The organism is Nitrococcus mobilis Nb-231 (genome assembly GCF_000153205.1).
Lineage (GTDB): Bacteria > Pseudomonadota > Gammaproteobacteria > Nitrococcales > Nitrococcaceae > Nitrococcus > Nitrococcus mobilis.
On record NZ_CH672427.1, the window covers coordinates 3,100,800 to 3,119,067 of the forward strand.

Here is an 18,268-nt window from a genome sequence, read left to right on the forward strand (position 1 = left end):
GCGTTCAGCGGATTTCCTCCGTGGCGCCCTCCATGAGAATGCGCCGACCTATGATCACCCGCATGATCTCGTTGGTTCCCTCCAGGATCTGATGCACGCGGGTGTCGCGGACATAGCGCTCGAGTGGGTACTCGCGAATGTAGCCATAGCCGCCGTAGAGCTGCAGCGCGTCATTGCAGACCCGAAAGCCCACGTCGGTGGCCAAGCGCTTGGCCATGGCGCAGTAGGTGGTGGCGTTCGGGTCCCGGCGATCCAGCTTCCATGCGGCGAGGCGTACCAATTGCCGTGCGGCCACCAGCTCGGTGGCCATGTCGGCGAGCTTGAATTGCAGGCCCTGGAATTCGGCCAGTGCCCGACCGAACTGGCGGCGTTGCTGCAGATAGCCGCGGGCGGCTTCGAGTGCCGTCTGCGCGGTACCGATTGAGCAGGTGGCGATGTTGACGCGGCCGCCGTCGAGCCCCTGCATGGCGATCTTAAAACCCTCGCCTTCCGCGCCCAGGCGGTGATCGGCGGGAACCCGTACCTCATCGAAGGTGATGGAGCGTGTCGGTGGCTGAAACTGACAACAAAGACGATAAGAATTCTGTCACCATTGTCTTAGCAACGACGCATTGCGTCGAAGCGGGTCGCGCCCTGCGCGTCTGCAGATCCATGACTACCAGGAGCTCGGTGGCGCCCGCCCCGGAGCTGAACACCTTGGTGCCGTTGATTCGGTAATGCTGCGCGCTACGGCGCGCCGTGGTCTGCAGGGAGGCGGCATCGGAGCCGGCGCTCGGCTCGGTGAGGCAGTAGCTCGCGAGCTTGCGGGCGCGGCTCAGTCCTTCGCCCCAGGCCGCCTTGAGGGCATCGCTGCCCCAGGCGGCAATCATCCAGGTCGGCATTCCACTATTAGATGTTTAAGGCTGCGGTGGAGGTGCAGCCCGCCGCCAGCTCCTCGAAGATGAAGCTGGCATCCAGCCGGGAGAGCCCCAATCCACCCATCTCTTGGGGCGTGTAGACGGCGCAGAATCCCAACTCGCCGGCCAGTGCGATGGTCTCCTTAGGGAACACGCACTCCGCGTCCCAGCGCGCCGCATTGGGGGCCAGCTCGTGATGGGCAAAATCGCGCGCGGCATCCTGAAAGGCGATTTGGTCTTCGGTCGGTGCGAAATCCATGCCTCCAATCCTCGCAGTGAAGGCGCCTGGGCAGCCTTGAGCCCAGGCCCGCAGCGCCTATTGATCATCGCCAGGGCGGGCTTCCCCGGTAGGCCGACGACGCCTCGCCGAGCGCAACCGGAATTCGGTCCACTCAGTCGAGGTGGTCGGACAGCGCTACGCCGGCGCCACTCAGCGTAGGTTGATTGTCATATTGGGGCGGCTCCCCGCCGCGGTGCCCGTTTCAAACCAGCGTTCGATTACGGTCTTGGTCTCGGTATAGAAGCGAACCGCATCCTTGCCATAGGCATGCAGATCCCCATAGAAGGAGCCCTTGCTGCCGGTGAAGGCAAAAAACGGCAAAGGTACCGGGATCGGCAGATTGACCCCGATCTGGCCGACTTCGATCGCTTGCCGGTACTTGCGGGCGGCCGCTCCGGAAGCGGTGAAAATGGAGGTGCCGTTACCGTAGGGATTGCTATTGACTCGCTCGATGGCTTGGTCGAGATCGGCGACGTGCATCACCGCCAACACGGGGCCGAAGATCTCTTCCCGGTAGCAGCTCATCGCGGGCGTGACCTCATCGATCAGCGTGGGGCCCAACCAGTTGCCCTCGGGGAAGCCGGCAACACTGCAGCCACGACCGTCGAGTAGTATCTTGGCCCCTTCCCGCGCCGCTTCACCTATGATCCGCTCGACCCGTGTCAGGGCTCGGCGGCTAATGAGCGGTCCATAGGCGGCTGCCGGGTCCGTCGCTGGGCCCGGCCGGAGCTTGGCCATTGCCGCGTGCAGCTCGTCGACCCAACTTCGCGTTTGCTTGCCGACCAATACGGCCACCGAGATGGCCATGCAGCGCTGCCCGGCGGCACCGCAGGCGGCACCCGCCAAGTGGTCGATCACTTGCTGTTTATCGGCGTCGGGCATGACCACCATGTGGTTTTTCGCGCCGACCATGCACTGGACGCGCTTGAACTGCGCCGTAGCGGTGCGGTAGATGTGCTGCCCCGCTGCAGGTGAGCCGACGAAGGAAACCGCGCGAATATCCGGATGCTTGAGCAAGGCATCCACTTGCGCCTTGCGGCCGTGAACGATCTGCAGCAGCCCCGCCGGGAACTCGGCCTGCGCGAACAGCTCGGCCAGGCACATCGGGGTGAGTGGGTCTTGTTCGGAGGGTTTGAGCACGAAAGCGTTGCCGCAGCCGATCGCCAATGGAAACATCCACAGCGGAATCATGGCCGGGAAATTGAACGGTGTGATCCCCGCGCACACGCCCAACGGTTGCCGCCAGCTGGTGGTATCTATGTTGGCGGCGACATTCGCCAACGTCTCCCCCATGAGATGAGTGGGCAGGCCCATGGCGTGTTCCACGACCTCGATTCCGCGCCATACTTCACCTTTGGCGTCGGTAAAGGTTTTGCCGGTCTCCTCGGCCAGTGTCTGGGCGATCGCTTCTTGGTGCGCCTTGAGCAGTTCCTGATAGCGCATCAGGTAGCGCGCCCGCTCGGGTACGGCGATTTCTCGCCAGTGCTTCTGGGCGGCTTTGGCGGAGGCGATCGCGCGTTCGATTTCCGCGTCCGGCGTGACCGGGCACTCGGCGATGACCGTGTTGGTAGCGGGATTGGTGACATCGATCCACTCGTGAGTTTCACTGTCCACGAACTGGCCGTCGATGAAAAGCGGGACCTTCTTTGCCATGGAGCTCACTCCTGAGCTTAGCGATATTCTTGCGCGGTGGGCCGTGCGAGTCGACCGAGTAGTGGCTGCACTGCGCATGAACCTTCCTATAATTCAGTCTAATGAGGTTTACCTGAACGTCAATTTGGCTTGGTCTCGCGCTGATCGAGGGCCGGCGGCCGGGTGATGGCGTGGAAAACGGTAGGTGGGGAGTCGGCGGATGCAAGTTGCGGGCAGTGTGTTCTTGGTTACCGGCGGCGGCTCTGGGTTGGGTCAGGCTACGGTCCGGCACTTGGCGGTGCATGGCGCTCGAGTGGTGATCGTAGATCTCGATGCCCCAGCGGGGCAGTCGCTGGTCGCGGAGCTCGGTGAACAGGCGCGTTTCGTTACGGCGGACGTGGCCCATGCGCAGGCGATGCAGCAAGCCGTGACAACCGCCGTAGAGGCCTTCGGCGCCTTGCACGGGCTTATCAACTGTGCGGGCACGGTGCTCGGGTGCAAGGTCGTGAACCGGGAAGGTGAGCCGCATCCGCTCGAGTCCTTCGCCCGGACGGTTCAGGTCAATCTGGTGGGGACCTTCAACGCGATTCGTCTCGCGGCAAAGCTTATGGCACAGGGGCCGGCCGGCGCTGACGGCGAGCGTGGCGTCATCGTCAACACGGCGTCGGTGGCGGCTTACGACGGCCAGATCGGGCAGGCGGCTTATTCGGCTTCCAAGGCGGGCATCGTAGGGATGACCTTGCCGCTTGCCCGCGAGCTCGCCGCCTACGGCATTCGCGTGGTGACCATCGCGCCCGGTGTTTTTGCAACGCCTATGATGGCGAGTTTGCCGGAGCAGGTGCGCACGACACTGGGCGAGCAGACGCCGTTCCCCGCTCGGCTCGGGCACCCGAGTGAGTTTGCGGCACTGGTTCAGCATGTCATCGAGATACGATGTTGATGGTGAGACCATCCGCCTCGACGAGTCTGCGCATGCCGCCGAAGTAGCGTTCGCCTGTACGGCAGCGCAAGGGCGGGCATTGCGTGCGAGAGTGCGAGTGATCTAACGTTTACGTAAACTTAATTTGTGGGGAAGTGGCAGTGGCGCGTTGGCAGTCGGCCGCGCTTAAGCGGCAGTTGCGCCTGCCGAGCGCAGGATCAGGGTAAGTGCCGAGCGTGTAAGCCCGCAGCACAATGGGGAATCCTCATGAAGATTCTGGTGCCGGTCAAGCGTGTGATCGACTACAACGTCAGGGTTCGGGTCAAGGCGGACGGCAGTGGCGTTGAGACGGCGAACGTGAAAATGTCGATGAACCCGTTCGACGAGCTCGCCGTGGAGGAGGCCATCCGCCTTAAGGAGGCGGGCCGGGTCGAGGCGATCGTCGCCGTTTCTATCGGCGCACCGGCCTGTCGGGAGACTCTGCGCACCGCGCTCGCGATGGGAGCCGACCGCGCGCTGCTGGTGACCACGGAGTCGGAACTGCAGCCTCTGGATGTGGCTAAGGTGCTCAAGGCCGTGGTGGGGCAGGAAGCCCCCGAACTGGTAATCATGGGTAAGCAAGCCATTGACGATGACTGCAATCAAACTGGGCAGATGCTGGCGGCTTTGCTTGGCTGGGGACAAGGAACTTTCGCCTGTGGCGTAGCGCTCGCCGAAGACTCGGTGACGGTTACCCGGGAAATCGACGGCGGCAATCAAACCGTGCGCTTGAAGCTGCCGGCCGTGGTGACCGCAGACCTGCGACTCAACGAGCCACGTTACATCAAGCTGCCGAACATCATGAAAGCGAAACAAAAACCATTACAGAGCATGACCGTGCAGGAACTCGGCGTCGAAGTCGCAGCGCGGCTCAAGACGCTGCAGGTGAGTGAGCCACCGCCGCGGCGCAGCGGTGTGAAAGTTTCCAGCGTCGCCGAATTGGTGGACAAGCTGCACAACGAAGCGAAGGTACTTTGAGATGGGCGTGCTGGTCATAGCCGAGCACGACAACGCCACATTGGCCGGCGCGACCTTGTCGGCTATCACGGCAGCGGTCCGGCTTGATGATGCGGTGCAGGTGCTCGTCGCCGGGCATGGCTGTCGCGCCGTGGCTGAAGCAGCCGCGCGGGTGCAGGGTGTGAGTCTGGTGCGGCATAGTGAAGCCGCCCACTACGCCCGACCGACAGCCGAGGATCTGGCGGCATTGGTCGTGGATCTCGCGGCCGATTTTACCTATGTGCTGGCTCCGGCCAGCACTTTCGGCAAGAATTTCTTGCCCCGGGTGGCTGCGATTTTGGATGTGGCAATGATCTCGGACCTCATCCGGATCGAGGGCCCGGACCGTTTCGTGCGACCGATCTACGCCGGCAACGCCGTGGCTACGGTGCAGTCGACGGACCCGATCAAGGTGGTGAGTGTACGCGCGACGGCATTCGATGCGGCGCCAAGCGGCGCTACGGCGGTACCGATCGAGGCGCTGGAGGCCAAGCCGCACAGTGATCTTGCGGAAGTCCTTGCCGAGCAGTTGACCCAATCCGAGCGCCCCGAGCTGACGGCCGCCGAGATCGTCGTCGCGGGGGGGCGTGGTATGGGCAGTGCGGAGGGTTTCCGGCTGCTTGAGGAGATTGCCGATCGGTTGGGGGCGGCCATCGGGGCCTCGCGGGCAGCCGTGGATGCCGGCTATGTCCCCAACGACTATCAGGTGGGGCAAACCGGCAAGATTGTCGCACCCAAGCTCTACATTGCAGTGGGCATCTCCGGGGCCATCCAACACTTGGCGGGAATGAAGGACGCTAAGGTGGTGGTCGCGATTAACAAGGACGAGGCCGCGCCGATTTTCCAAGTAGCCGATTATGCGCTGGTGGCTGATCTATTCCAGGCATTGCCCGAGCTTGGGGCGGAGCTGAAGCGGGTGTTGGCCAAGTGATGGTATGGCTGCTCGAATGCTTGCGCCGCGCTGCATTTTGTTATTAAAGTCACATAATGTTCGATGTATCTCTGCCAACCGAACGACGCGACGGTGAGCGACGCCGTCGGCCCATATGGGGCAGCCGCCATTTCTGGCTCGGTGGTCGCCGCCAGGGTCCGCGGCGTGCCGGTGGCCACGACCGCAGCTGCTACACCGATGTCTACGACTCCGGGGTAGCGGTTAATGTGGTTATGATCATGGGCGGTTGCGTGCTGGATGCGCTGCTGACCTTGTATTTGCTCGACAATGGCGCTATTGAAGCCAACCCTTTGATGGCTGCGGCGCTGTTGCTCGGTGTGCGGCCGTTCGTTCTGCTGAAAGTGGCGCTCACCGGTAGCTGTTTGTTATTGCTTGCCATGCACCATCGCTTCATTCTGTATCGGTGGTTGCGCGTGCAGCAGGTGCTGATTTGCCTCGCGATCGGCTATGCGGTTTTGTTGTTCTATGAGCTGGGATTGATCCAATTGATCACATGAGTGGACCGTTCAAGATCGCGAGGCGGCCATGGTCAGCGACACCGAGTCAGCAAACCGCAGTGCGTGGGGCTTGTCCACCTCGACCGCCGCGTGTTTAACTCCATCGAAGCTCAGCACCAAGCTTAGAACATCGAAGACCAGTTTCTCCAGTAACAGGAATCGGTTGTTCTCCACCAAGGCGATGACCTGCTTGGTGATTACCCGGTAGTTCAACGCATGTTCAACCGCGTCCTCGCTTGCCGCGGCACGACCGTCGTAGTCGACCCGGATGCTAATGACGACATCTTGCAACTTCGTCTGCTCATCGGTGTTCAGGCCGATGTAGGTGCGCAGCCGTAGATTTTTGATATGGATTTGTGAGTGGTCGAACGTGATGTCGCGCCGCACCATACTCAATGCTACCTCACTCAATGCTACCTCACTCAATGCTACCTCACCGTATTGCGACTGCGGGCCGCCTCGGCGCAGCCGTGTGCTCCCCGTACCGAGCGTGTGGGTTCATGTCGCCGCATGGCGGTTCGCGGCTCGAATAGCTCCCGCCCGGTATAGGGCGAGGCACACTACCCGAGCGGCCGGCCAGTTAGCATAGCGCCGCTCGGGGTTGGCTGTCAGCTTTGGCTGTTGAGCTGTGCGGCGGTTTTCCCTAATCAGCGGTAAGCGTCGGCTTTGTTATGATGGTTCCCAGGGCCGCCAGCCCCGCAGTTAAGCGTGTTTGCATTAATGCCTGTTCTCATTTTTCAAGGGAGGCCATATGAGCGTTGAGCCGGTGGCAAGCGTTGGCGATGCGCAAGGCGCTGTAGCGCACGCGGTGGCGCGTGCGATAAGCGAGCGGCGCTCCATCAACCGTTTTCAGCCCCAGGCGCCGCCGCGAGAGGTCGTTCGGCGGGCCCTGGATCTGGCCCGCTGGGCACCGAACCATCACCTGACCGAGCCGTGGCATTTTTATCTCCTGGGCCCCGAGACCAAGCAGGCCGTGGTCGAGCTCAACGCCGAGTTGACCGCGACCGCCAATGGGCCTGCGGCCGGTGAGGCCAAACGTCGGCGCTGGGCCGCCATCCCCGGTTGGTTGGTGGTAACCTGCGATCAGAGCGCGGATGCGTTGCGGGCGCGGGAGGACTATGCGGCATGCGCCTGTGCTATCCATAATTTGGCACTTTATCTCTGGAGCGAAGGTATCGGCGCGAAATGGACCACAGGAGCGGTAACGCGCGAGCACCGCTTCTACGATCTGCTCTGGATCGATCCCGCGCTCGAGACCGTGGTCGGATTGGTGTGGTACGGTTATCCGGCCGAGGCGCCGCAATCGCGCCGCCGGCCTCTGGAGCACAGTCTGGTCGAGCTGCCGTAAGATGCGGAGGGAAGCGCTATGCGAACTCCTTTCCACATCTTCTACGCCGGTACCAACGAGGCTGCCGCGGATGAGCGGGCAGCGCAAGCCAGGTGGCCGCAGGCGGCGGGGGGTTATGTGCGCTGGAACTGGTTGCCATGGAAATTCTTGCTGCGGCGTGCGGCCCGTGCCCATGGTTTTCTGGATCCGGTTGCCCTATTGGCGCGTTTGCAGCGCTTTGCCCAACCCTCGGAAGTCCACGAACCGATAGAATTGCTGCGGGCGGGCGTCGTATTCCACGCCCGTGGTTTGATCAACGCCAGGGTAATCCAACACAATTTGGATTGGATCTGGCCGTATTGGATCGAGCGCCAGTTCGATCCTGGCGATGCGGCGTTTTTGCCCCGGGCTTTTTCCATCACGCACGTCAACCTCACACACCGCAACTGGACCGCCCTTGGGATACCGAGTTGTCCGGATCTGCCCATCGTCGACCCGCGGGGGTTGGTGACCCCTTTTCTTGACGGTTGGTCACTGGATGCCTGGGTGCTCGGCGGTGACGGCGCAGTGCTTTACCCCAGCCGAGTGGAATCATCCAACCAGCGCTTGGACTTGAGCGACGGGCTTGCGGTGATCACGGACAGCCGCCGCCACGGTGTGCGCCTGCTCGGCGAGTTGAAGGTGGCGCATCGGGACGGTACCCCAACCCTGCAGGCCCATTATACCGGGTATGCCGCCGCGGGCGGTTTCCTGGCGGTGGCTCTGCGCCCATACAACCCGGAGGGCATCAGCTTCATCCACCAAGTGGCGTTGAGCGAAGCACGCCGCGAGTGGTTGGTCGAGGGGCGGCCCGTCGTTCAGTTCGGTGAGCCGATCGAGCGGCACAGCGCCTCGGCTTACCGGCACGGCGATGTCGCCACTCGGCTGGCCGAGCAAACGGATACGGCCAGCGCGGATTGCGACGTGGGTTTAGCGAGTGCGGCGGCGTTGTTTGCCTTGCCGGCCGGTGCGCCACGCCGGGTCGAGATCAGCGTACCCCTGGCAGAGCGCGCCCAGGAGATCGATACGGTGCAGTTATGGCCGGATGTCCTGGCGGGCTGCGCGCGGTTGGAGATTCCGGAGACAGGGCATAGGTTCCTCTACGAGGCGGCGCTGCGCACGCTGGTACTGCATACGGTAAACGACGTCTATCCTGGCCCTTATACCTACAAGAGATTCTGGTTTCGCGACGCCGTCTTCATCATTAACGCCTTGCTGGCGGCGGGGCTGACCACGCGCGCCGAACGTGCGCTAGCGCGCTTCCCGCAGCGGCAAAATCCGGCGACCGGCTATTTCCACAGTCAAGAGGGAGAATGGGATTCAAATGGGCAGGCGCTGTGGAGCCTGCTGCGCTATCGCGACCTGACCGGCCGCGCGCTCTCGGAGCCTTGGCTGCGTTGCGTGCGCAAAGGCGCGCGCTGGATTGCCCGTAAACGCCTGCCGGAGGGGCGCGGCGAGCCCCACGACGGTTTGTTGCCGGCGGGGTTCAGTGCGGAGCACTTAGGCCCGAACGATTATTACTATTGGGATGATTTCTGGGCCGTGGCCGGTCTCAGGGCCGCAGCGACCCTGTGTGAGGGCTCCGCAGAGCCGGCCGACGCCGCGCGTTTTAGCTCGGAGGCCGAGGCATTGGAGCGGGCCATTGCAAGGTGTCTGCAGCGCGATGAGCAGCGGCTTGGCCGTCCCGCCATGCCGGCCTCGCCCTACCGGCGCTTGGACCCCGGAGCCGTGGGGTCGCTCGCGGTGGGCTACCCATTGCAGAGTTGCCCGATGGATGATCGCCGTTTGCTTGGCACCGTGGAGTACCTATTGGATAAGTGCATGGTAAATGGTGGCTTTTTCCAGGACATGGTGCATTCCGGAATCAATGCGTATCTGACGCTGCACATTGCACAGGTGTTGTTGCGAGCGGGCGATGCGCGCTGTGTATCCCTGCTCGATACGGTCGCCGCGTTAGCCAGCAGCACCGGTCAGTGGCCCGAGGCGATTCATCCCCGAACTTTGGGGGGGTGTATGGGTGATGGCCAGCACGTCTGGGCCGCGGCAGAATGGGTAATGATGATTCGTAACGGTTTTGTCCGCGAAGAGGGTGAGCGGCTCGTGTTGGCGGGTGGACTGCCACGGCGTTGGTTGGACTCGGGTGAGCGGCTTGCCTTCGGGCCGGCGCCGACCCGGTTCGGAACTGTGCGGGTGAGCGTGGGTCCGATGGAGAAGGGGCGGGGCATTCCCGTGTGCTGGGAAGCGCAATGGCGTCGGCGCCCTGAAGCGATCGTCGTGGCTCCTCTGGAGGGAGATGCGGTAGTGGCGGCGGCGGAGGACGCCAAGGTGTACCTGCACTGGAGGTCCACTGCATGAACATCGTGATGATGACCAACACTTACCTGCCGCATGTGGGTGGTGTGGCCCGCTCGGTGGACGCTTTCACACGCGCCTATCGCAAGCGGGGACATCGGGTGCTGGTCGTTGCCCCGGTTTTCCCGGATACGCCTGAGGAGGAAGACGACGTTGTTCGCCTACCGGCGATCCAAAACTTCAACGGCAGTGATTTCTCGGTGATGTTGCCTATCCCGGGCTATCTGGATTCGGTTCTGGATCGGTTTCGCCCGGAGATCGTCCACAGCCACCATCCATTTTTACTCGGAACGACGGCGCTGCGCGCCGCCTCGCTGCACGGCTGCCCAGTCGTGTTCACCCATCACACCATGTACGAGCAGTACACGCATTACGTTCCCGGTGACTCACCCGCTTTGCGGCGCTTCGTGATCGAACTCTCCACCAGCTACGCCAATCTCTGCGATCGGGTGTTCGCGCCCAGCGAGAGCATCGCCGAGGTGCTCAAACGCCGCGGTGTGCGCGTGCCAGTGGAAGCCCTGCCTACCGGGGTCGTGCTCGAGCAGTTCAGCCGCGGCGACGGTGCGGACTGGCGACGCCGCCTTGGTATTCCCCAGGAGGCATTCGTCATCGGCCATGTTGGGCGTCTCGCGCCCGAGAAAAATCTGGTTTTCTTGGCACGGGCCGTGGCGCGGGCGATGGGCGGCCGGCGCGACGTCCATTTTTTGGTGGTCGGTGCCGGTCCCTCGGCAAATGAGATGCGGCGCGTGTTCGACGCGGCCGGATTGGCGGATCGTCTGTACTTGCCCGGTGTATTGAGCCTGCCTGAACTCGCCGATGCCTATCACGCCATGGATGTGTTCGCCTTCGCCTCGCTCAGCGAAACTCAGGGGATGGTTCTCGCCGAGGCCATGGCCGCCGCCCTGCCGGTGGTTGCCGTGGACGCCCCCGGTGTTCGAGAAGTCGTGACGGACGCGTACAATGGCTATTTACTGCCGACGGTCGATGAGGCGGCCTTCGCCGCGGCGTTGTGTAATGTCATGGCCTTGGATCGGCAACAGCGCATGGCCTGGACCGAAGCGGTTGCGAATACCGCCCGGCGCTATTCCCTGGAGCGGTCTGTGGATGCCGCTTTGCGGGCCTATCGTGTGCTGGAGGCGAATCAGGCGGCGCGCAGTCCCGCAGCCCGTGAACCTTGGTATGCCAACATCCGGCGCATTAAAGCCGAGTGGGAGCTGCTCAAGGGCGTTGCCCAGGCGGCCGGTGCGGCGGCAGCGGGTCGCGACGAGCACCGAGAGGATGCGCTCTAAGCCGCCGGTGGCGACTTCCCCGATACACACGGGTGGGGTTTGACCGCGAAGGGGGTCACGTCTAGGCCGGTTAACAAGCGGGCGGCGGCGATACAGGTCAGGCCGAACGGCAGGTAGCCACCGTAGCCGAGCAGTGGCATGGCGAACAGGTGAAAGCGCTCCACATAAGCAATGCTATAGCTCCAACGCGCCAGACTGTGCCAGTTCCAAAGCTCCCAGAAAAAGCCGCAGATCAGCCCGGCCAGTGCGGCTAGCCAGAGCACCGCCCAGTCGCCCTGAGCCAGCGGCGTGAGCAAGGAGCGCTCGCCGGCAAGGGCTTGCAGCGCGGTAATCACGACGAGCGGAGTGAGCCAGACCGCCCAGTAGAGCCCGTCCGGATAGACGCCCAGCAACCCCAGCACGGTCACCGCCGCTACCAGTGCCACCACCGCCCAGGAGCGCGGCGGCCGCGGTGGTCGCCACCAGCGATCGAGCCCTCGGCTCAGGCCGGCAAACGTGGCCAGCAGATCCCGCGTGCTGACCACAGCGGGCAGCACGGTGGAGAAGGGCAGGCTGCTCGATAGAACGGCGCCAGTCGTCGGCGCCGCTTCGCTCACTTGGTGATAATGCCAGTTGCCGACGAATTGGTTGAGGTATTCGAATACCCACCAAAATGCGGTACTGGCTGGAAACAGCATGAGCAAGCGCCACGGTGCGTCGCTGAGCAGGCAGCGCCCGGCCCGTTGCTTGGTCAATGCGTTGACCGTGATGATGTAGCCGAGCCAAAGGCCGCTGAAGGAATGGCGGCGAATGAACGGGGCCGTCGGAATTCCTCCCCAGGCGAGCGCCCAGGCGGCGAACAGCAGCGCCGCGCCGAACCAACCCCACCAGGGGAAAGCGAGCTTTTGCCGGGCTCGATAGCCGGAGGGTGCACCGGTCGCGAGCCGGAATAGAAACGGTACCAGCACGAGCATGGTGGTGCCGGCATAAGTCCAGAAGATCGGCCAAGAGAACTCGGCGTGGGCCAGCCGGGGTGTTTCGAAGGGGAACATCCAATACGCTGCTATGGGCTCGCCGAGTGCCAGTCGGCCCAGGCTAGGCGGCGCCATGATCAATATGAGCGCCAGCAATGCCTGCGCGATTCGGGCGATCGGTTTTCCTGTTTTGGCTCGATAGCGCATGTACCGGACCCCACGGTCGCTTGGCAGGAAATTCAAAGCCTGTAGCTAGATATTCTGCCCAGCCCTCAGCGTGATCACGCTCGGCATCGGCCGAGCCCCCGACGCGTGGCGAACCGAACCGAATCTCGCTGACTACACTTTAAATTGCAGGCGAGCACGGCCGCGCAGTCGGCGCTCGTCAACGCTCGGAGACATTCCGTTAATCATTGTGAAAGGAGGCCATACGCTATGTCGAGCAGCGCTTATAAAGTGGTCGAGGTCATCGGGACCAGCGAGAATTCCTGGGAAGAGGCCGCCCGCAATGCGGTTGAGACCGCGGCCCAATCGCTCAAGCACATGCGCATCGCCGAGGTAAAGGAGCTGGACATGACGGTCGGTGCGGACGGCCGGGTGATGAGCTATCGCGCGAAGATGAGCCTGTCCTTCAAATACGTCCCAGGGGGCTGAGTAGCGACGCGGTTGGCCCGGTCCTATCCGGTCGGCCGGGCCAACGTTCGGTGCTCCAATCCGCATGATACTTGCCGCCGCACAGCCGAAAGCGCGGCGGTTGCGACACCGTCTCCGGGTGCGGGTAGGACGGCCTGGCCGCTTGAAGAGCCACCGCCTGCGAGGCGTGCTCGGGCCGCAACCGTGTTGCCCGGCGAAATGGCGGATACCTGCGTTGCGCAGTCACAACAAATCAAATATTAAGGATATACAATAAAATATAAACAATATTTCATGTTGCATGGCCGATGCTTTGGTTGTATCTTTACGACAGAAGTCAATATTTCATCCAAGACTGCTAGTCTTGGAGCAGTTTCTGTTGTTTTTACGCTACAGTTTGTGGGCAAGGGGTACGGGTTCAAGCAGCTGCAATAACGTTCGCTGCCGGGGGCGGGCGTAAGGGAGGGAATAACGAATGGCCAAGTTCAAGCGGTTAACCACGGGTGCGCTTGGGGCACTCGGTGCGGCCGCGCTGCTCTCGGGCAGCGCCCAGGCGCAGAATATCGGGCAGGAATTGATCGATGCCGTCATGGGCGGTAAGGTCGATCTCACGCTGCGTACGCGGTTCGAGCATGTGGATGACGATGCGCTTGCACCCGGTGGAGGCAAAGTCAAAGATGCCAATGCGTTCACGTTGCGCAGCGTCTTGGGCTACGAGACTGGGCGTTTCTACGGCTTCGGGGCCTACGCCTCGGCGGTCGATGTCAGCGCTTTCGGCGGCGAGGCCTATAACAGCACGGTCAACGGCAAGACCGACCGAGCGGTGGTGGCCGACCCGGAAACCACCGAGGTCAGCCAGGTCTATGCGAGCTATCAGGTGCCGCCCGGCGCCTATGGGGCGGATCCCAATAATTACCTAACGGGGACCAATATCAGGTACGGGCGCCAGCAGATTATCTTCCAGAACCACCGCTGGATCGGTAACGTGGTGTGGCGGCAGAAGTTCCAAATGTACGATGGTGCGCGGTTAAATTACGACTCGAAGCGCTTCGGGGTTAACTTCAACTACGCGTATATCTACAACGTCAACCAGATCTTCACCGAGCGCAGCGGCAATCGAGCCGACTGGCGAATGAACACCCACCTCGTCAACCTCGATCTGGACGTCGGGCATTGGATTCCCGCCGTGCCGGCGCATTTGATCGGCTACGCTCTTCTCTTTGATTATAACAATGGCGCGCCGGTAGGGAGATCCGTACCGGTGGGTAGCGCGCTCGTTGGGCAATCCTCCAGCCGGGCCTCCAACAAGACCTTCGGCGTGCGCTTGAACGGCAAGTTCCCGTTCGCTCGGCAGCGCGGCCCGCAGGCCCTCACGCTGGTCTACACGGGCGAGTACGCGCACCAGAGTGATTATGCTAACGGCGCCGGCGTCATCGATGCGGATTATATCTTTGGCCAGCTCGGGTTCGAGTGGTTTGGCGTCCACCTCTCCGGGGCCTACGAGCTCCTCAGCGGTAATGGCAGGTACGCCCTGCAAACCCCGTTCGCTACCCTGCATGGGCATAACGGTTGGGCCGATCAGTTCCTGACGACACCGGCCCAAGGCCTGCAGGATGTCTGGATCCAGGCGGGTTTGGATACCACGGGGGCGGTTGCTTCCCTGCCGGATACCTGGCGGCAGGTTCTGGGGAACATCAAGTTGTTGGCGCGTTACCACGACTTCAACTCCGACCAGGGCAGCATCCACTATGGGCGGGAGTTTGATATCCAGGCCGTCAAGCAGGTTACCCCGCAGCTCTCGATTCTCCTGAAATACGCCAACTACTGGGCGGATGGGGATAATACGCCCGCGACTCAGCTCGCCAGCAATATAACCCAAGACACTCAAAAGTGGTGGGTTCAAGGCCTGTTCAAGTTTTAAGGCGCTCAATACAGCCATTGGAAACGCGTCCTGGGGGCTTTTGCCCTAGGACGCGTCCCTCGCAAAACCGCGTGTTGAAGTCTGAATGCGCGCGTCCACCGCAGTCAAATAGGATTGACCCAGCCCATCGCTTCGGAGAAGCTAGTGTCATGTCACGCATTAAAGGTCGTATAAAGGCGCTTCAGTTTGATGCGTGCGTCTTGCGTGGTGAACTGCCAGTTCACCTTCGCCTGGAGCTGATCGCGATGCTCCTGCCAGGCTGAGACCTGCTCGCGCAACTGCGCAATGGTGTCGATTCGTCGATTCAGGCATTGGCTGATCATCACATTGAGCTCGATTTCGGCGACATTGAGTCAACTGCCGTGCTTCGGTGTGTAAATGAACTCAAAACGGTCCCAGAGGGGAATGGCACTTAGTTAAGCGAATAAATTCTATTATATCAATAGATTACGAAGGCGCGCCCAAAAGATGACAGGAAACTATTTCAATGACTTATGATGGGACAAATCGCCAATTACCGGCTTGGATCGGTATCGTTAATGCATAGAGTGTGAAGAACACGGACAGCGCCGAACACAAGGGATATGACGCGGGCAAGAAGGTCTCGGGAATCAAGCGCCCTATTGCGGTGGATACCCAAGGGTTGCCGCATGCCATTGCGATCACCACGGCCGATGTGACCGACCGCAAAGGGGCCTTGGCGGCCATGGATCGCTGCGCATCGAATCTACAGTTGGTTCAGAGCGTATTGGTGGATGGGGGTTACACGGGGCGCCCTTTTGCACAAGCCGTACAGAAGAAGCTTCAGGCGACGGTATAGGTAGTGAAACGCAACCAAGCGCACCCCTTTGCCGTGTTGCCCCAGCGATGGGTTGTGAAACGCTCCTTCGGCTGGCTGGAAAAACGCCGTCGCTTATGGAAGAACTGCGAGCATAAGCTCAATACCAGTCTGCAATTCGCCCATCTGGCGTTCCTCGTTCTGCTCATTAGAAGATTGTAAACAGGCTCTTAGTTAGCGTTCTTCCGGCGGAAGTGCCATCTTGCCCCGTTTGGCGAGGGCAGCACGCCGTTCGCGCGCCAAGCGCCGGACGCTTCCCACCATTGGCTTCAATTCCGCCGCAGCGGCCAGGGAGTCTTCTACGGTTGCAGTCTTGCGTGCCTGACCTGGCGCCGATGCAAACTGCGGCTTGTGTGCCTGCTCCGACTCATCCTTTATCATCCTCGCATCCTCGCGGTTGGTTTAAATGCGACAATTCAGGTAACCAGTGAACAGCCTGGCGACTTTTAAGACCTCATCATATCTTGCCGAACAGGTAAAAAATTGTCAATCGCCAGCGAAATTGATCCGGATTGGCCATTGAGTGCATCTCGATGTCGCGCCGGCGCATCGAAATTCTTCCTTGAGGCCGTCGACAGATAACCAGCATTATCAACGAATTAAGGCATCAACAGAATTCAAAAATTGAATGCCGGTCCGATTTAGAATATCCGGCGATTTTTTTGCGCTTCGATCTTCCATTGAAAAACATGCAGCCACTCATGACTAATTGAACGACAGCTTTATGTCGCTCGCCGCCGCCATTCGTAATCGTGCAAAGGCTGGAAGCGGCGAACTCGAGACGCCGGGTGCGAAGGCGTGGAGCTACGATGAAGAAAGCGCTATTAGTCAAGCTCCATTCCGGCCGAACTTGCGACCGGTCACGGTCGCTCCGCCGATTCGGCCCCGCGGGCGTCGCCTGTTCGTTCGTATGCAAGTGCAGCTGTTGCCACTGGGATCGCAAATGACTGGCTTCAGCGCTGTGCCTAGAGGCACGATGGCGCCACAGCGCCAGCCCCATCAACGGCGCACGGCGAAAAGTTCTACCATCGCTGCGTGTCTGGCCGCTGAGTCGTCTCACTTGGCTCCTCAATGACAATGAGCGTTAAGTTGGATTGAGTGTATGCAGGAAAAGTGATAAATAGTATTTTAATATGCCTAACTATTGGTTAAATAATTATTTAAAACATAACGTGTTTCTAGATTCCTTAGCCATGTTCGGCAAAGCGGGTGAGATGCTCTGAACGAAGGATGCTGGAGCGAACAATAGCCGAAGAGCAGCTATTCTGATTGGATGCAGCGCTTCTCGACCCGGCAAGCTTGCCTGGAGGAATCGGCGCGCCACCGCTGCCCCAACGCCTACTAGAGGCCGCCGTCACTCGTACCGCTATCGAAATGCGGATGACGTATTTTTAGAGGCGCAATGTGACATGACCATCCGGCGCATCACTCTTCATCAGCTCAGGATTTTCGATACCCTTGCCCAGCACATGAGCATCACACGCACGGCGGAGGTGCTCCACCTGACTCCGCCGGCCGTCTCCATCCAGGTGAAACAATTGGCCGAGGCGACCGGTCAGCCCCTGCTGGAGCAGGTGGGGAAGAAGCTTTATCTCACCACAGCGGGCAAAGCCGTGGCTTCGACCTGCCGAGACGTCTTAGCACGCATGGAGCGCCTCGTCCAAGAGCTGGCCGCAATCCAGGGGCTGGAAAAAGGCATGCTCAGCGTCGCCATTCTTACCACGGCGAAGTACTTCGTGCCGCAGTTGCTCGGCAAATTGAGCGAGCAGCACCCCGGCATCGAGGTCTCGCTGTTTGTGGGTAACCGAAAGTCGATTCTCGACCGCCTGGTCCACAACCAGGACGATCTCTACATCCTGGGCCAGCCTCCCGAACACCTGGATGTCGTGACCATTCCCTTCGCCCGCAATCCATTGGTCGCTATTGCCCACCCGCAGCATCCGCTAGCTGCGAAGAAGAATATCTCGCCAAAGCGCTTGGCCCAGGAACCGTTCATCGCACGGGAGCCTGGCTCCGGTACCCGCCTCAGTTGCGAGGCCTTCTTTCACCGCCACAATGTGACACCCAAGGTGCGCATGGAATTGGGCAGCAACGGCGCCATCAGACAGACCGTTGCGGGCAGACTGGGCATCTCCATCATCGCCAAGATCACCGTTGAAGCGGAGGTCGCTCTGGGCAATCTCATCATATTGGACGTACAAGGTCTGCCGCTGGAACGCCAGTGGCACGTGGTCTATCCCGAGCGCAAAGTCCTAGCGCCTGCTGCACAAGCGTTTAAGGACTTTCTGATCTCGGAACATATGTGTCAGGTTCCGGACGATTCCGCAGTTGAAGTGCAAATCGATCAGGGTATCGCTGCTGCCAGGCTTTGAGGGCCTGTATGGGTGTGCGGAGCTCGAGCGCTTCCGCGGCGGCGATGATTGGACTCACGAGCGCGGCCGGAGCCACGCATCTGCGCAAGTTCTGCTCAGTCGCCCGTGATGCGCCGTGAGTAGGGGCGTGCGCGGGCTGGGGGGTGAGCGATTATAGCCCCAGGTGGCGGGCATCCGATCTGGCAGGACACCGGTGAGGAGAGGCTGCGGGCCGCCGAAACGCCGGCTCATGCTGCCTATACGCTATACTGGCTACATGTAGAAGAATTACCCTGACGAGCGTGTCTGTCGTATTCGCGAGGGCACCAGCGATATTCAGAAAATGGTGATCGC

At 61.2% G+C, this 18,268-nt stretch carries 18 protein-coding genes and 2 pseudogenes; 11 read left to right on the forward strand and 9 right to left on the reverse strand.

The window, feature by feature from the left end:
* Window positions 1-4 precede the first annotated feature (4 nt).
* The 4 genes from NB231_RS19835 to NB231_RS14085 form a co-directional block, all read right to left on the reverse strand.
* Window positions 5-466 (reverse strand): acyl-CoA dehydrogenase family protein, encoded by a 462-nt coding sequence (locus NB231_RS19835; RefSeq protein ID WP_005004114.1) that lies wholly within the window; start codon window positions 464-466, stop codon window positions 5-7.
* 58 nt (window positions 467-524) lie between these two features.
* A complete protein-coding gene (locus NB231_RS19840; protein ID WP_005004118.1) occupies window positions 525-881 on the reverse strand; it encodes an acyl-CoA dehydrogenase family protein in 357 nt (118 codons plus the stop codon).
* 7 nt (window positions 882-888) lie between these two features.
* Window positions 889-1,155 (reverse strand): acyl-CoA dehydrogenase family protein, encoded by a 267-nt coding sequence (locus NB231_RS19845; protein ID WP_005004121.1) that lies wholly within the window; start codon window positions 1,153-1,155, stop codon window positions 889-891.
* Window positions 1,156-1,326: 171 nt separating this feature from the next.
* Window positions 1,327-2,829, reverse strand: coding sequence for a CoA-acylating methylmalonate-semialdehyde dehydrogenase (locus NB231_RS14085; protein WP_005004123.1), 1,503 nt, complete (start codon window positions 2,827-2,829; stop codon window positions 1,327-1,329).
* Window positions 2,830-3,028: 199 nt separating this feature from the next.
* Between NB231_RS14085 and NB231_RS14090 the strand changes: the two genes are divergently transcribed.
* From NB231_RS14090 to NB231_RS17095, 4 genes are all read left to right on the forward strand, one after another.
* Entirely contained in the window at window positions 3,029-3,748 is a 720-nt protein-coding gene (locus NB231_RS14090) for an SDR family NAD(P)-dependent oxidoreductase (RefSeq protein ID WP_005004125.1), read from the forward strand.
* A gap of 246 nt (window positions 3,749-3,994) precedes the next feature.
* Window positions 3,995-4,744 carry an electron transfer flavoprotein subunit beta/FixA family protein gene (locus tag NB231_RS14095; RefSeq protein WP_005004127.1) on the forward strand — a complete coding sequence of 250 codons (750 nt, stop codon included), beginning with the start codon at window positions 3,995-3,997 and terminating at the stop codon, window positions 4,742-4,744.
* A 1-nt stretch (window position 4,745) separates the two neighbouring features.
* Window positions 4,746-5,693, forward strand: coding sequence for an electron transfer flavoprotein subunit alpha/FixB family protein (locus NB231_RS14100; RefSeq protein WP_005004128.1), 948 nt, complete (start codon window positions 4,746-4,748; stop codon window positions 5,691-5,693).
* A 56-nt stretch (window positions 5,694-5,749) separates the two neighbouring features.
* Entirely contained in the window at window positions 5,750-6,211 is a 462-nt protein-coding gene (locus tag NB231_RS17095; RefSeq protein ID WP_005004129.1) for a DUF5658 family protein, read from the forward strand.
* 9 nt (window positions 6,212-6,220) lie between these two features.
* Here NB231_RS17095 and folX read toward each other — a convergent pair whose 3' ends face one another.
* On the reverse strand, window positions 6,221-6,637 hold the full coding sequence (gene folX, locus NB231_RS14110) for a dihydroneopterin triphosphate 2'-epimerase (RefSeq protein ID WP_232210482.1): 417 nt from the start codon (window positions 6,635-6,637) through the stop codon (window positions 6,221-6,223).
* 325 nt (window positions 6,638-6,962) lie between these two features.
* Between folX and NB231_RS14115 the strand changes: the two genes are divergently transcribed.
* The 3 genes from NB231_RS14115 to NB231_RS14125 are packed head-to-tail and all read left to right on the forward strand — an operon-like array spanning window position 6,963 to window position 11,218.
* Window positions 6,963-7,559 (forward strand): nitroreductase family protein, encoded by a 597-nt coding sequence (locus NB231_RS14115; protein ID WP_005004133.1) that lies wholly within the window; start codon window positions 6,963-6,965, stop codon window positions 7,557-7,559.
* A gap of 18 nt (window positions 7,560-7,577) precedes the next feature.
* Window positions 7,578-9,932, forward strand: coding sequence for a glycoside hydrolase family 15 protein (locus NB231_RS14120; protein ID WP_005004134.1), 2,355 nt, complete (start codon window positions 7,578-7,580; stop codon window positions 9,930-9,932).
* Complete coding sequence (locus NB231_RS14125) at window positions 9,929-11,218, forward strand: glycosyltransferase (protein ID WP_005004136.1); 1,290 nt, start codon at window positions 9,929-9,931, stop codon at window positions 11,216-11,218. Before NB231_RS14120 ends, NB231_RS14125 begins: the two co-directional genes overlap by 4 nt.
* On the opposite strand, the gene NB231_RS14130 is transcribed toward NB231_RS14125, so the two are convergent.
* On the reverse strand, window positions 11,215-12,378 hold the full coding sequence (locus tag NB231_RS14130) for a hypothetical protein (protein ID WP_005004138.1): 1,164 nt from the start codon (window positions 12,376-12,378) through the stop codon (window positions 11,215-11,217). The two genes, NB231_RS14125 and NB231_RS14130, sit on opposite strands and share 4 nt — an antisense overlap.
* A gap of 228 nt (window positions 12,379-12,606) precedes the next feature.
* Between NB231_RS14130 and NB231_RS14135 the strand changes: the two genes are divergently transcribed.
* A complete protein-coding gene (locus tag NB231_RS14135; protein ID WP_005004139.1) occupies window positions 12,607-12,825 on the forward strand; it encodes a dodecin family protein in 219 nt (72 codons plus the stop codon).
* Between the two features lie 454 nt (window positions 12,826-13,279).
* Window positions 13,280-14,725 (forward strand): alginate export family protein, encoded by a 1,446-nt coding sequence (locus tag NB231_RS14140; protein ID WP_005004142.1) that lies wholly within the window; start codon window positions 13,280-13,282, stop codon window positions 14,723-14,725.
* Window positions 14,726-14,877: 152 nt separating this feature from the next.
* Here NB231_RS14140 and NB231_RS18790 read toward each other — a convergent pair.
* Window positions 14,878-15,126: pseudogene (locus NB231_RS18790) on the reverse strand (transposase); the annotation flags it as partial.
* A gap of 146 nt (window positions 15,127-15,272) precedes the next feature.
* Here NB231_RS18790 and NB231_RS14150 point away from each other — a divergent pair.
* A pseudogene (locus tag NB231_RS14150) lies at window positions 15,273-15,725 on the forward strand (IS5 family transposase); the annotation flags it as partial.
* A 12-nt stretch (window positions 15,726-15,737) separates the two neighbouring features.
* On the opposite strand, the gene NB231_RS14155 reads toward NB231_RS14150, so the two are convergent.
* Window positions 15,738-15,944, reverse strand: a complete 207-nt coding sequence (locus NB231_RS14155; RefSeq protein ID WP_005004149.1) for a hypothetical protein — start codon at window positions 15,942-15,944, stop codon at window positions 15,738-15,740.
* Window positions 15,945-16,170: 226 nt separating this feature from the next.
* Window positions 16,171-16,563, reverse strand: a complete 393-nt coding sequence (locus NB231_RS20170; protein WP_156777032.1) for a putative inorganic carbon transporter subunit DabA — start codon at window positions 16,561-16,563, stop codon at window positions 16,171-16,173.
* Between the two features lie 409 nt (window positions 16,564-16,972).
* Between NB231_RS20170 and NB231_RS14160 the strand changes: the two genes are divergently transcribed.
* A complete protein-coding gene (locus tag NB231_RS14160) occupies window positions 16,973-17,935 on the forward strand; it encodes a LysR family transcriptional regulator (protein WP_005004153.1) in 963 nt (320 codons plus the stop codon).
* Window positions 17,936-18,268 lie beyond the last annotated feature (333 nt).